A 14,484-nucleotide genomic window follows, 5' to 3' on the forward strand; every position below is an offset into this window, starting at 1 on the left:
AACCGGTTACAGGTATAGATTATCACAAACGCTTTCATGGCGCAAGCATTTTAACTCCGGGATTTTTTTACAGCGATTTCAGTCTATTGGAAATGTACTATTTCCCGCATTGCTTCACTCACCATTGTTTATTTGCAATCATCTCCCGTCCTGCTTCCTCTCCATGGATTACCGGCAGTCGCCTTCCGTCTTGTTCCCTCATCATCGCCTTCTGTCTTGCTCCCCACCGTCGCCTATCTGCGATGTCGCCAACTTCGATCGTCCTTTAGGCTGTCGCCATATTTGTCCTTTCGCCTGACTAACCGCCCAAGCCATACAGCTAGGCCAAAGCATATGATGCATGACAGGCAGCATTCCATCCCGCTCTTGCATCCCCGTCCCATTTCCGTGACTGCTCGTCTGCTCGCATGTACCACCTTACTCATTTTTTCGGATTCGCTTCGAGCGAACCGGAGGATGACCGAATCAAACGACGCAGGGGCGCTTAAATTTCTGCTGCGGGATGCGGGCTTGGTGCAGCATACGTATGCTACCCGACGTTGGGCCGCAGCATGCCGCTGCCAAGGCTGGTCATCGCGGGGTGCAAACAGCGATCAAGGCGTCTTGACCCTCAGAACCAGCCAAAACCAAAAACCGTATCACTCATGACGGGAGGTGAGCATTGAATGACAAATCATCGATTCTCCCAAGTATCCGTCTTTTCCGTTCCGTTCGACCGGGGTGCCGCACGCAGGGGCGCCGCCCAGGGACCGGAGGCCCTGTTCCGGGCAGGCTTGGCGCGCAAGCTCCAGGCGCTTGGCGTCCAATATATCGCCGAACGGCTTGCTCCGCCGCCGCATGCTAAAGGCACGGCACGAGACGCCCGGCTAAAAAATCTACACGAGGTCCTCGCCGTAAACGAAGCGCTGACCGCCAGAATCCACGCTGCAGCGGAAGCCGGCCACTTCCCCCTTGTGCTCGGCGGCGACCACAGCATCGCAATCGGCACCCTTGCCGGATTAACCCGGCACTATCGTCAGCTGGGGGTCATCTGGATGGATGCGCATTCCGATCTGAACACGCCGGACACAACGCCCTCGGGCAATATTCACGGCATGTCGCTGGCTGTCGGCCTTGGGAAAGGCGACGCCCGGCTGACCGGAATCAGCGGCTACGGCTCTTTTATATCGCCTGAGCATGTTGTGCTTATCGGAGCACGGTCTCTTGACCAGGGCGAGCGGGAGCTGATCCGCCGCGAGGGCATCACCTGCTACACGATGCAGGATATCGACCGTCTGGGCATGTTTCGTGTCATGGAGGAAGCGATTCGCATCGCATCTTCCGGAACGGATGGCGTCCACCTCTCCTTTGACATTGACAGCGTCGACCCATCGATCGCTCCGGGGACCGGGACGCCGGTGCCGGGCGGCCTCAGCTACCGGGAGGCACATCTTGCGCTGGAAACGCTGCATGAAGCCGGAATCCTCGTCTCCGCCGAGTTCGTGGAGAGCAATCCGCTGCTGGACTCCGGCCAGCGTACGTCCCGGCTCCTGGTTGGACTCATATCCTCCCTGCTGGGGGAACGAATTCTATAAGCTTTACGACGTATTACACCGGAGAAGTAAGTGTATGCAGGCTGGCACTGACCGTCTGCATGCTCTTTATGGCCCGAAGGAGGACGAAAAAGCATGCACCGCAGTATATCCCATATCGAGCGGTCCGAAAGGTTCGGCGCCCGCAACTACCACCCGCTTCCCGTCGTCGTGACGAAAGCGGAAGGCGTTCACGTCACCGATGCCGACGGCAATACCTATATCGATATGCTTAGCGCATACTCCGCCCTAAATGCCGGTCACCGCCATCCCCGGATCATTCAGGCGCTTAAGGACCAAGCGGATCAAGTGACTCTGACCTCGCGCGCATTTTATAATGATCAGCTCGGCTTCTTCTATGAACGTTTGTCTAGCTATACCGGCAAAGACTTGATTCTTCCGATGAATACCGGAGCGGAAGCGGTGGAAACGGCCCTTAAGGCAGCCCGCCGTTACGCGTACCGGAACAAGGGCATCCCCGAGGATCAGGCCGAGGTCATCGTCTGTGAAGGCAATTTCCACGGCCGGACGATCACCATCACCTCCTTCTCCTCGTCGGAGGAATACCGGAAGGAGTTCGGCCCGTTTACGCCGGGCTTTAAGCCGGTACCCTACGGCGACCTGAATGCCTTGGAGCAGGCCATCACGCCGAATACCGCCGCATTTCTGGTGGAACCGATCCAGGGCGAATCCGGCATCATCATCCCGCCGGACGGCTACTTAAGGGAAGCACGGGAGCTATGCAGCCGCCATCGCGTCCTTCTGCTCGCCGATGAGATCCAGACCGGCTTCGGCCGGACGGGCAAGCGGTTTGCCTGCGACTGGGAGCAGGTGGAGCCGGATCTTTACATCCTGGGCAAAGCGTTAGGCGGCGGCGTGTTTCCCGTCTCAGCCGTTGCAGCGGATCAAGACGTGCTTGGCGTCTTTGAGCCCGGCTCCCATGGCTCAACCTTCGGCGGAAATCCGCTGGGCTGCGCCGTGGCGATCGCTGCGCTGGATGTCCTTGAACAGGAAGAGCTCGCGGAAAGGTCACGGGAGCTTGGCGAATATTTTGCCGGCAGGCTGCGCACAATCCAGCATCCCGATTTAAAGGAAGTACGGGGAAGAGGCCTGTTCATCGGCATGGAGCTTAACGTTCCTGCACGGCCGTACTGTGAACGGCTCATGAAGCTTGGCATTCTGTGCAAGGAAACCCATGAGCATACCATCCGCTTCGCTCCGCCGCTCATCATACGAAAGTCCGAGCTGGATCAGGCATTTGAATGTGTCAGACAGGCCTTTCAGGATACGACTCCATAATTTGAAGGCGCACCGCCAAGCTTTGCCGATAGCGCGTCACGCCTTTGCCTTTTGCCTTTGCAAAATGCAGCCCGTTCGCAAGTAACCTCGCCGACCTAACGGGCTGGCGGACGGGCCTGCCGCGGTTGATTGCATCCCCGCCGTCATCTATGATGAAATCAGATCGATAAGGGTCAGATGAAGGAGGCGGAAATTCATGCGTTATGCAATATGCGGAGGCACCGGCTTTATCGGGCAAGCGTTATCCAGACGCTGGTTAAGCCAAGGACATGAGGTTATCATCGTTACGAGATCGCTCCCTGACGCGGGACGCCAGCTACCGATTCAGCACAATCAAGGGCAATTGTCTTATCTCACCTGGGATAATATGAAGGACAGCCCGGAGCGGTTCGAGCATCTGGATGCGCTGATTAATCTGGCCGGAGCATCGCTCAGCCAGCGCTGGACGGAACGCGGGAAGAAACGGATTATGGATTCCCGGCAGCAGACCGTCTTGACCGTGGCTGAACTTTTGCACCGCCTGAAGCATAAGCCGTCCGTCGTTGTCCAAGCCTCGGCCATGGCCATTTACGGCACATCTGAAACGTTGACATTCGATGAAACCAGCGCTGCTGCCGTTCAGGATTTCCCGTCCCGTGTCGTACAGCAATGGGAAGCAGCAGCGGACCGCATGCCTGCCGAGCGCTTGATCAAGCTTCGCATCAGCGTCGTTCTCGGCAATGAAGGCGGCGCTTTTCCGAAGATGCTGCTTCCCTATAAGCTCGGGGCAGGCGGCAAAATCGGAAACGGCAAGCAGTGGTTCTCCTGGATTCATATTGACGACATGGTTGGCTTGATTGATTACTGCATCCGCCATGACGATATATCAGGCCCGGTTAATGCCGCCTCGCCGCATGCCGTCACGAATGACCAGTTCGGGCGAACGGTCGCCAGCGTGTACCGCCGGCCGCATTGGTTTCCCCTCCCTGCTGTTCTGCTTAAGGGGGCCCTCGGCGAAATGTCGCTCATTTTGCTCAAGGGCCAGCGCATCGTACCGGCAAAAGCGCTGAACCACGGCTTCCGATTCCGGTATCCCGAGCTTAAAGCGGCCCTAACGCAGTTAAAGGCGCAGAAATAGCTTCCTCCCTGCTCATCGTCTAACTTACCAAGCGCGTACCTATGAGGCCAGCCAATATGCAGCAACCTATATGGAATTTGTCATCATTATGTTACATATTGAAAAGCGATGAGGCTTGCGAAGGATGGTATGATAACAAAAGCGCCGCAACCATCTTTAACCGAAAGGATGAACAATTTGTGGGAACTTGATCGGACCAGTGCCAAACCTCTCTATAAACAGATCGCCGATGAACTGGAGCAAAAAATCGCTTACGGCGAGTTCCCGGCCGGCAGCGTGCTTCCGTCGGAACGAAAGCTGGCGGATCAGCTCGGTGTCAACCGCAGCACCGTGGTCTTGGCCTATTCGGAGCTTCGCTCGCTGGGAATTCTGGAGAGCCGTCCAGGCAGCGGCACGCGAGTCAGCGTCACGAAGTGGGGCGTCACGCCAAAGCATACGCCGAATTGGCACCGTTATGCCGAAGGCGGCAGCTTTCTTCCAAGCCCGCCCTTTTTGCGCAGAATCCGCGAGGCGCTTGAGCTCGATCCTTCGATGATCGATTTTGCAGGCGGCGAGCTTGCCGCCGAATTGTCGCCGCTCGAGGAGCTTCATGCCATCATGAGCGAGAAATGGCCCGTGATGTATCTTGGATACGACAACCCGCAGGGCTATGAGCCGCTGCGGGATACGCTCGTTTCATTTTTGCGGGAATACCGGGGCATCCATACGGCGGCATCGTCCATTTTAATTACATCAGGGTCCCAGCAATCGCTGTATCTCATTACGCAATGCTTGCTGTCGCCGGGGGATGCGGTTGCTATCGAAGATCCTTCGTACTGCTACTCCCTGCCTATGTTCCAATCGGCCGGGCTGCGCTTGTTCCGGCTTCCCGTCGACGAACAGGGCATCCATCCGGATGACATTTACGAGCTGTATCATAAACACCGCATCAAAATGATTTTTCTCAATCCAAACTTCCAGAATCCGACGGGGGCCCTGCTCTCTCCGGAAAGAAGGGAGCGTCTGCTGCATATTGCAGGCGAGCTCGGACTGCCGATCGTTGAGGATGATCCGTTTAGCATGACAGCTTATGACGGAACGCCGGCACCTTCACTGAAATCGGCGGACCGCGCCGGCTCCGTTCTCTACATCGGCTCCTTCTCGAAAATGGCGGCGTCCGGACTGCGCGTCGGCTGGATGGTGGCCCCCCATTCGATCGTCAAACGGCTCTCCGACGCGAGGCAGCAGATGGATTTCGGATTAAGCGTCGTCCCCCAACAGGTAGCGGCCCAATTTTTGAACTCCCGCTATTTCCTCCCCCACATCGACCGGCTGAGGTCCAGATTGCGTCATAAACGCAATTTAACGATCGCCGCACTGGAGCGTGAGCTCCCCGGCATGATTCGCTGGAGGCACCCGGAGGGCGGACTGCATCTGTGGTGCACCATCGCGCCCGAGGTGAATGACGGCAAGCTCCTTGAAGCCTGTATTCAGCGCGGCATGGTTTTCGTTCCGGGCAGTGTCTACGGATCTGCCTCGGGCCACGTGCGCTTCACGTACGGCCGGGCGAATACGGAGGATATCCCGGAGGGCATCTCCCGGTTCGCCGCTGCCTTAAGGTCCATCTTAAACTGAGACCTCGCCTACTACGCTGACCACGCATTATGGTAACCGCGCAATGATGTAACCACGCAATGATGTAACCACGCAATGATGTAACCAACGCAATGACGTAACCAACGCAATGACGTAACCAACGCAATGACGTAACCAACGCAATGACGTAACCAACGCAATGACGTAACCAACGCAAAAGGCTCCCGGTGCTTGACCGGGAGCCTTGCGCGCCTATCGTCATTTAAAGATCAGCCATATCGCGATGAACGCAATGATGGAAGCCAGATAGATAATAAGCAGCTTCGTTAGATTTTTTCGGGTTTTGCGCATATAGTTCGGATTTTCTTTCTGGTTTTCCTTGGACAATCCCACCAGCAGCGTGGATACGCCCCCGATGATTGCCAGGGCGATCACGATGATGTACATAACCAATCCCCATACAACCCCATTCGATTATTCATTGTGACCTAACACCCCATGGAGCGGCTCCATGAGTTGATCCGGCGATTTACTTTCAAGTTTCATTATAATGAACAAACGGGACCCGCACACCATCCAATTGCCAGGCAGTTGCTCCCATCCAATTGTGCCCGGCCTACCGTGCTCACCGTCCCCATGCATCCAGCGCTCTGCTTCCTTGGGATTTTTCGTTTCGGCCCGGCAGCAGATAAATACCAGCCCCGGAAGAATACATGCTCAACCCCAAGAAATTAAAGAGCCGAGGTCGTCTTTCCATGCCTGGGAGAAGCTGCAAGGGGCTATTTCCGAAAAGACTCAGAGAGCGCCGTAAATATGACGCCGAGCGCATGGGCACCAGCGTCGGGATACCCGATGCTCCGCTCGCCGACCGTGCCGGCCCGTCCCATCCGCGCTGCGAAAGTTTCCGTCCGCTTCGCGCCTTCCACCGCAGCCCGGGCCGCATTCACGCCGGCTTCGATCAAATCCTCGCCGGAGCCTGCGCTCGCCTTCCAGGACTCCGCATAAGGGATCAGGGCATCCATCAGCGTCTTGTCGCCGACGACGGCTCCTCTGCCGAAGGATCGTTCCCCCGTCTCCTGGATGCCCTGAACGACCGCAGCCAGCATATCGGCGATTTCCGATACGGTCAGCTCCGTACGGCTGCCGGCGTATTTGCCCGCTGCGCGGAAGGCGGAGCCCCATATCGGACCGGATGCTCCTCCGCAGTGCTCCATAATGACCAGCGAGCATGCCCCCAAGAAGCTTCCCATATCTTTCGCCTGGGATAGCAGATCGTCCCATTCGGTTTTGAGCTGCTTGAAGCCTTTGGCCACGCTCATGCCGAAGTCGCCGTCACCTGCATGGGCATCCAGCTCGCAGAACGGAACTTCATTCTCAATAATGATTTCGCTCATTTTATCGATTGCATAGATCAGATTGTGAAGCGACAGACGGTCTTCTTGAATCACCGCATATGCCTCGTCGGTTATCGTCCGGAACGATACCGGCTTCGTGCTGTCCTTCTCCGCCGCTTCTCCGATGTAACGGACCGGATAATGATCATGCAGCTCCCGGACGACGAGGGCCGGCGTGCTGCATTCCGCGCTCAGCCAGCGCTTCCGTTCATCATTTAAGTTCATGATGGATAGCGAAGCGCCTGCCATATCAATGCTGGTCATATAGTTCCCGACAAAAACCCGGTATACCGCCACATTCAGGCGATGCAATTCCCGCATAACCGCATGGTTCAGCAAGTAAAGCTCCTGGACCGGGGTTCCCCCGAATCCGTTGACCAGCACGGCAACCTCTTTCACGGAAGCGCCCCCGGCCTGCAGGCTTTCCAGCAGCTCCGCTACCATCCGCTTCTCCAGCTCATCGGCGGACAGCATCTTTTCCCGCCGGATCCCCGGCTCGCCATGGATGCCGACTCCATATTCCATCTCCTCACCGCCAATGGAGAAGGTCGGAGTGCCTTTGGCAGGCACCGTGCATGAGGTGAGCGCGAAGCCGATGCTTTTGACGTTGGCAATCGCGCTTTGCGCCGCGGCCTTGACCTCTTCCAGAGACAGCCCGGCCTCAGCGGCTGCACCGGCGATTTTATGTACCAGCACCGTTCCTGCCACGCCTCGCCGCCCTACGGTATACAGGCTGTCCTCCACGGCGATGTCGTCATCAACCTTGACGTAATCGACCTGAAGACCGTCCTCGCCGGCCAGATGAGCGGCATTCTTGAAATTCATCATGTCTCCGCTGTAATTTTTAATGATCATAAGCGTTCCCTTGCGGCTTGCCGTTGACTTGAGCGCCTGATATACCTGAATCTGGGATGGCGAAGCAAACACGTCGCCGCAGACGGCCGCGTCCAGCATTCCCTTCCCTACAAAGCCGGCATGCGCCGGTTCATGGCCGCTGCCCCCGCCGCTGATCAGGGTGACTTTATCCTGATTAAGCTCCCTTTTCTTAATGAACGTATATTTCGGGTCAAACTCCAGCTCCGGATGAGCCATGACAAAACCGCTGCACATTTCCTTGACGAGGTTCTCCGGTTTGTTCATGATCTTTTTCATTGTATCGCATCCTTTTCTATCGAAATTCAGCTGCTCCAAGCGACATGACCATACTGTCATTATACATAAAGTATACCTGAAGTGCGTGCAGGCCCAGGGAACCCTTCACGACTTTGCGTCATTTTCGGATGACGGATTCGAAAACATGCGGGCATTCAACCTCACACCCGGATATGCGACAGCACGGCTTTCGGCTGGCGGCCTGCAATGAGCTTCCGGCCATCCGTATAGCCCTCTTCGCGCCCTTCCAGCTCCCGAACCAGGACGGATCGCCAATGATTGATGCGCTCCTGATACGGTTCATCCCGGATTGCGTTGTGCAGCTCCTCCGAATCATGCTCCAAATCAAAGAACTGCTCCTCGCCGGTTTGGGAATACCAGATGAACTTCTCCTTCCCGTCCGTGACCCAGTGGCTCGACTGAAGCCCTTGAGCATGCTCGCCATGCAGGTGGCTGCGCCAGGCCACGGCTCCTTCCTTCCCTCCCTGTTCTGCCGATGCGAGCCCCCAGATGCTCTGTCCTTCCACCGTATCCGGGACAGGCGCACCGGCTGCTTCAAGCAGCGATGGCATGATATCCCGCAGCTCCACCAGTTGATCCGCCACCAGGCCGCGTTTTAATCCCAACCGGTTCCCCGGATCGTTTACGATAAACGGCACATGGGCGCTTCCTTCGTACGGCAGAGATTTTCGGAACAAATGGTGGTCCCCGAGCAGCTCGCCATGGTCGGAGGTGAACACAATCACCGTATTGTTCAGCTCCCCATATTCGTGCAGCGCTTGAAGGAAACGACCGATCTGATGATCCAAATGCGTGATCAGGGCGTAATATGCCGCCATTGCTTTACGCAGGCGCCGTTTGGGCACGATTCCCCGCCCCGTGACCGGGGAAAGCCCCGCCTGAGAGACATCCTCCTTCTCTGCCCAATCTCCAACCGGCGGCTCCGGTATTTCGGCTTCCTCATACAGGTCCAGATAGGCTTGCGGGGGATCGAATGGCGGATGCGGGCGCACGAAGGACATCCACAGGAAGAACGGCTTCCCGGGGTCCCGGCGCCGGAGGAAATCAATGGATTGCGTGACCGTCCAATTGGTCGGATGCAGCATTTCGGGCAGATGCCAAGGCCGGGCGACCGTCGATGCGTTGCAGTCAAGGCCGAGATCGATCAGATCCGCACCGGGTACCCGCTCGCGAAGCCACGGAACATAATCGTCGACTTGATCGTAGTGCTCCCGCATCGGAATGCTGTGATTGTTGCGGTTATGGTGCAGATACCCGTCGTGGAGGACTACGTTATGAAATCCCATCAAGCTGCGCGCAGGATACACATGCATTTTACCGACGCACTGCGTATGATAACCCGCTCTCGCCAGTTCTCCAGGCAAGGTTCTCTCATAATTCCAAGGGACACGGTCCTGATATCCGACGCGGCCGTGAGTTCGCTGCGATTGCCCGGTAAAGATGGCTGCACGTGCAGGCACGCAGGTCGGCGTAGCGGAATAGGCGCGGCTGAACCGTACGCCGTTTCGGGCGAGCTCGTCCAGATTGGGCGTCTCGACGATGGGGTGGCCTGCAATGCTAAGACAATCAAAACGCATCTGATCTACCGTAATCAACAAAATATTAGGTCTTTCTTGGCTTTGGCTCGAATGCATTCCATTACCTCCCTCGCGTATGTACTTCTAAAACGCTTTCAATTTCATTCACCTTCATTAAACCTTCGTTTGGATGAAAAGTAAACCTATATTCCTGATCTTGCCGTGACCTAGGGTGCTTCCTGATCTTTTCGTGACGCAGCAGCTGTTTGGTTTGGTTCCATCCTCGTCCGGCGTCTAGCTTCCAACGGCCTCCGGAAAAATCGGCTTTAAGGTGACGGACTCGGGAGGTGTCAACGAGCTGGTAAACGAACAAAACGGACACGCCGCAGCGAGCCCGTTCCTAGAGCGTGGGCGTGCAAACGACTGCAATTGACTGCAATGACAACCCATTTGCCACGCCCTTACTATCGATGACTTCCATTCAGGAATACATATTACCTCACCACGTGCCGGTACTTCCGCCATGCTTCTGAGCATGCCAAATCATGATTGGACCGGCGATAATTCGCTTTCCGTCACCCATTTATGATTCTTCACTTCCTCGCCGCCTGTCGTTGGCGTGAAGTCAACCATATACACCGTCGTTTGCTCGGCCGAATCGATCTTCGCGGTTGCGCCCTTCATCCCTTCCATGTGGTCTGCATTGACAACGACTTCCGTGCCTGGCTGCAAAGGTGGCGCTCCCGGGTTCTGCAATTCTTCGTGAATGACCCACTTATGATTCTTGACTTCTTCTCCGCCGGTGGTCGGCGTGTACGAAATCGTATAAACCGTTGTGTCGTAAGCACCGACAATCGTTGCCGTTGCTCCCTTCATGCCCGCCATGTGATCGGAGTCTATCACGGCTTGCGTTCCTATGCCATAAGTCGGATTCTTGGCTTCCTTCAAGCCTTCAGGCACCTCGCCGGAACCGGAATGGTTCATTTTGCTGTGGTCCATCTCCCCCGCATGGTCTTGCTTTCCTGCATTGCTCGTTTCGCCGTTCGTATTTGCGTTGCCGCAAGCTCCCAGGGCCAAGAGCAAGAAAGCGGCAATGAGCCCTACAATCATCGGTTTTAATCCTTTTTTGAACATGGTTCCAAAAACTCCTTTCGATCCGTGATGCTTACGATCATATCAACCAGTTGTGAAGAACCTGTGTAGCTCGTTCAATTTCATTTCTGCCCGCTATAATTCTAGTCATACCCAAAACGGCGGAAGGTAATCTGCCGCCGTCCCAAACCAACCTATCTGACGGATACGATCTCATCGATCTTTATCCATTCCCACTCCCCGGGTCCGAGGGCCAGCTTGATCTCCCGTCTTTGAGTCAGCACGGTTGTAACGACTCCGGTGAGCTCAACATCCTCGTATTCATCGTAAAGCTGTAACGAAATGGTCCGGTGCTCATGGAAAGACTCGGCCAGCATGCGCTCGATCAGCTCCATTTCCTGCGGATCCAGGTTCGGTTTATCCTTTCTTCCCTCTTCAAGCTGCTGCCGAATAATCGTCGCTTTGTGCTCGGGCAGCATCATGCGGCTGGATTCCCACAGCCCGTTGCCTTCCAGCTTTTTTCGTGTTGTCATCTAAAGTGTCCTCCTATCTTAGCTGAACGATCCAGCGCTTGGCCCGCCTCCGTTTTGGAGACGGCCCGAATGACGATGCTATCCCCATACTTGCGCTTTAAGGCATCGGTCACCCGCTCAAGCGCCATCGATTTCTCGCGCCCCATATCGAACAGGGACAATTGATATTCCGTATCCGGGGTAAGCTGCGATAAACTGACGCCCACCCTGCGGATCGGCAGGCCGTCCCAATACTTCTCCAGCAGCCTGCACGCCCAGCGGTAAACTTGATTCGTAATGTTGGAGGGATCCTCCATCTTCATTTGCCGCGAAAATCCCGTAGGGCGGTCAAAGTCCGCTCCCATGCAGCCGACGGTTACGACATGGCCCATAAAGCCGAGTCCGCGGCATCGCTGGCATACAAGCTCCGTCAGCTCGAGCAGCACGACCTTAATCTCCTCCAGCCTGCCGTAATCGCGGGGCAGGGTCATCATATGACCAACCGACTTAGGATCAACCTGATGCGTCCCCGGACGTACGGGACTATCATCGATCCCGTTGGCAATTCTCCAGTACAATTCAGCCTGGATATCCGAGTTTTTCCCGAACTTCCGCCGCATCATCTGCTTGAGCTTAGGGAGAGGGGTCTGGGCAACGCTGCCGATCGTCGGCAGCCCCATGACATTGAAATGCCGGGTCATCCTGCTGCCGGCCATAAACATCTGGTTTACGGGAAGCTTCCACAGCGTTTCGGCAAGATTTTCTTTAGGCAGGGTGTAGATTCCGGATGCGGATTTTTTCGCGTAATTGTCGCAGGCGGTCTTGGCGAGGATTTTCGTTTCGGAAATTCCAAAGCGTGTATACACCCCTGTCGCATCCTGGACATGATCCTGAATCATTCGGGCAAGCTCCTCCGGCGTACAGCCGTATAAATGCAAGCTGCCCGTCACGTCAAGGAACTGCTCGTCGATGCTGTACGGCTCGACCAAATCGGTATAGGACTTATAGATCTCCGTGATCTGCATGGAGACATCGATATACCTCTGCATCCGCGGCTTGATAACGACGACGTCCGGACATTTCGCGAGCGCCTCCCCGAGCCTCTCGGCTGTCGTTATGCCTCTCTTCTTAGCAAGCGGGCATGCCGCCAGCACGATGCCGGACCGTCTTTCCGGATCGCCGGCAACGACTAGAGGTCGGTCTTTATATTCCGGATGCTCCGCCTTCTCCACGCTCGCGTAAAACGACTGGCAGTCCGCCAACATGACAACCCGTTTGGCCGGCTTCATGACAGACACCCCTTGTCTGCGATTTTCAAGCCCAGGTAGCTGTACGACCGTTCCTCGATTTCCGCCTCGATCAGCCCCCACAGCATGGACAGCTTATGTCGGTACCCTCTGCACATAAATTCCACTTCAATCCCGAGTCGGGTCTTTCGGTTGTCGTACACCTTTAAGCCGATCTCCCGCATATTCCTTCGAGCTGCCGTTAAATCGGCCAATGCCGCCCTCTCTATGCGCTCGATCATAACCTTGGTCAGCTCTGAGGTCTTTAGATCCGACCGGAACAGAATGTCCCGGTCATGTTCCAGCACATCGAGCAATAACGGCAATAGAGCGTAGTCCTTTACCAGCTTGGTTTCGTCTGACTTTAGCCCAATACTCAACATCACTATCCACCTCGTAACGGGAACGTTTGTTTGTATTATATGCGAACATTCGTTCTTTTATCAATGTAAATTTAACCCTGTTGTCCCCGAAGCGCCCCGGAACTTTAGCGGGATATATTAAACTTTCGCAACGAACGAAGCCCCTCCGGCGCGCATGGCCGAAGGGGCTTGGTTAAGACAAACGGACCATCAAGCAAGGCGGTCCTGCCGGGCAAGAAGTCAATGCGGAACAAAAACAAGCTGCAGGACAAACAGCACGGCAAAAATATACATAAGCGGGTGAACGGCTTTCCACTTGCCCTTTACGATTTTCATCAGCGGGTACGAAATGAACCCGAACGCAATGCCGGTCGCAATGCTGGACGTGAGCGGCATCGTGAGAATAACGAGGAAGGCCGGGAACGCCTCGTCAAAGTCCTTCCAATCGATATGGCGGACATTGCTCAGCATCAGGCATCCGACCACGATCAGCGAAGGCGCCGTAATCGCGGACAAGCCGGCGACGGCACCGATGAGCGGACTGAAGAAGGCCGCCACCACGAACAGGAGCGCCACGACCACGGACGTAAGGCCGGTCCGCCCGCCTGCGCCAACGCCTGCAGCCGACTCGATATAGGCGGTTGTCGGACTGGTGCCGACCATCGAGCCGGCAACGGTCGCCACGGAGTCCGAGAACATCGCACGCTCGGCACGGGGCAGCTTGTTATCCTTCATAAAGCCGGCCTGTTCGGCAACGCCGACGACCGTTCCGGTCGTATCGAACAGCGTGACGAGCAGGAAGGAGAATACGACTGCATACAGGCTGTGGGAAATAACATCGGAAGCCGCCGTGATCGGGTTCCATACGAGAATCCCTTCAGGGAGCGAAGGCGCTGACACGACACCGTTCGTAAACGACAGCATTTCCGCAAAATAAGCAATGATTCCCGTAATAATCATCCCGATAAACAAAGCGCCCTTCACATCGCGGGACAACAGCACCAAAGTTACGACCAAACCAACCAGTGCGAGCACCACGCTGGGTTGATGCAGGTCACCGAGCGCCACCAAATTATCCGGATGCGCTGTAATGATACCGCTCATCCGCAAGCCGAGGAAGGCAATGAACAACCCGATTCCGACGGTTATCGCATGCTTCAGATTCGCCGGGATCATCTCGATCAGCCTGCGCCGAAGAGTCGTCATGGACAGCAGCAGAAACAGGATGCCGGCAATGAACACCGCCGAGAACGCTTCGATGTACCCAAGTCCCGCATGCCCCTGAACGACCGAGTATGTAAAATACGCATTCAGCCCCATCCCGGGTGCAACAGCGATCGGATAGCGCGCAACAAGCCCCATCAGCAGGGTACCGATCACGGCAGCAATGATCGTCGCCGTAAAGCTCTGCTCAAACGGCACACCGGCCTCAGACAATATGAGCGGGTTCACCACCGTAATATAAGCCATTGTAAAAAAGGTCGTAATACCGGCAACCACTTCGGTCTTTACCGAGGTGCCGTTAGCTTTTAAATCAAACACAAAATATCCTCCATTTCTAATGCTCGTAACATGAGAGAAGCCGG

At 55.8% G+C, this 14,484-nt stretch carries 12 protein-coding genes; 4 read left to right on the plus strand and 8 right to left on the minus strand.

Translation table 11 applies throughout. The annotated features are described in order from the left end of the window. Positions 1–665: 665 nt before the first annotated feature. The 4 genes from rocF to pdxR all read left to right on the plus strand — a co-directional run bounded on the left by rocF (position 666) and on the right by pdxR (position 5,601). Complete coding sequence (gene rocF / locus NST44_RS25920) at positions 666–1,574, plus strand: arginase (protein ID WP_340901013.1); 909 nt, start codon at positions 666–668, stop codon at positions 1,572–1,574. A 93-nt stretch (positions 1,575–1,667) separates the two neighbouring features. Then, positions 1,668–2,870 (plus strand): ornithine--oxo-acid transaminase, encoded by a 1,203-nt coding sequence (locus NST44_RS25925; protein ID WP_007129675.1) that lies wholly within the window; start codon positions 1,668–1,670, stop codon positions 2,868–2,870. A 196-nt stretch (positions 2,871–3,066) separates the two neighbouring features. Next, the gene (locus NST44_RS25930) at positions 3,067–3,987 is read left to right on the plus strand and encodes a TIGR01777 family oxidoreductase (RefSeq protein WP_210095681.1); all 921 of its coding nucleotides are present in this window, start codon (positions 3,067–3,069) and stop codon (positions 3,985–3,987) included. A gap of 177 nt (positions 3,988–4,164) precedes the next feature. Continuing rightward, positions 4,165–5,601, plus strand: a complete 1,437-nt coding sequence (gene pdxR / locus NST44_RS25935) for a MocR-like pyridoxine biosynthesis transcription factor PdxR (RefSeq protein ID WP_028405247.1) — start codon at positions 4,165–4,167, stop codon at positions 5,599–5,601. A gap of 219 nt (positions 5,602–5,820) precedes the next feature. On the opposite strand, the gene NST44_RS25940 is transcribed toward pdxR, so the two are convergent. From NST44_RS25940 to NST44_RS25975, 8 genes are all read right to left on the minus strand, one after another. Further along, positions 5,821–6,009, minus strand: a complete 189-nt coding sequence (locus NST44_RS25940) for a hypothetical protein (RefSeq protein ID WP_007129672.1) — start codon at positions 6,007–6,009, stop codon at positions 5,821–5,823. 332 nt (positions 6,010–6,341) lie between these two features. Beyond that, positions 6,342–8,108 carry a dihydroxyacetone kinase subunit DhaK gene (dhaK, locus tag NST44_RS25945; RefSeq protein WP_340901016.1) on the minus strand — a complete coding sequence of 589 codons (1,767 nt, stop codon included), beginning with the start codon at positions 8,106–8,108 and terminating at the stop codon, positions 6,342–6,344. 161 nt (positions 8,109–8,269) lie between these two features. Beyond that, positions 8,270–9,763, minus strand: coding sequence for an arylsulfatase (locus tag NST44_RS25950; protein WP_028405245.1), 1,494 nt, complete (start codon positions 9,761–9,763; stop codon positions 8,270–8,272). A gap of 426 nt (positions 9,764–10,189) precedes the next feature. Next, on the minus strand, positions 10,190–10,780 hold the full coding sequence (locus NST44_RS25955) for a YdhK family protein (protein ID WP_028405244.1): 591 nt from the start codon (positions 10,778–10,780) through the stop codon (positions 10,190–10,192). 152 nt (positions 10,781–10,932) lie between these two features. Further along, positions 10,933–11,271 carry a YolD-like family protein gene (locus NST44_RS25960; RefSeq protein ID WP_028405243.1) on the minus strand — a complete coding sequence of 113 codons (339 nt, stop codon included), beginning with the start codon at positions 11,269–11,271 and terminating at the stop codon, positions 10,933–10,935. After that, positions 11,268–12,539: a DNA polymerase IV gene (locus NST44_RS25965; protein WP_007129667.1), complete on the minus strand. Its 1,272-nt coding sequence runs from the start codon at positions 12,537–12,539 to the stop codon at positions 11,268–11,270. The genes NST44_RS25960 and NST44_RS25965 overlap by 4 nt, the downstream gene beginning before the upstream one ends. Next, positions 12,536–12,919, minus strand: coding sequence for a hypothetical protein (locus tag NST44_RS25970; protein ID WP_007129666.1), 384 nt, complete (start codon positions 12,917–12,919; stop codon positions 12,536–12,538). The genes NST44_RS25965 and NST44_RS25970 overlap by 4 nt, the downstream gene beginning before the upstream one ends. Before the next feature lie 219 nt (positions 12,920–13,138). Continuing rightward, positions 13,139–14,440, minus strand: a complete 1,302-nt coding sequence (locus NST44_RS25975) for an NCS2 family permease (RefSeq protein ID WP_007129665.1) — start codon at positions 14,438–14,440, stop codon at positions 13,139–13,141. Positions 14,441–14,484: the final 44 nt, after the last annotated feature.

It is taken from the genome of Paenibacillus sp. FSL W8-0919, from assembly GCF_038003785.1.
Lineage (GTDB): Bacteria > Bacillota > Bacilli > Paenibacillales > Paenibacillaceae > Paenibacillus_AQ > Paenibacillus_AQ lactis.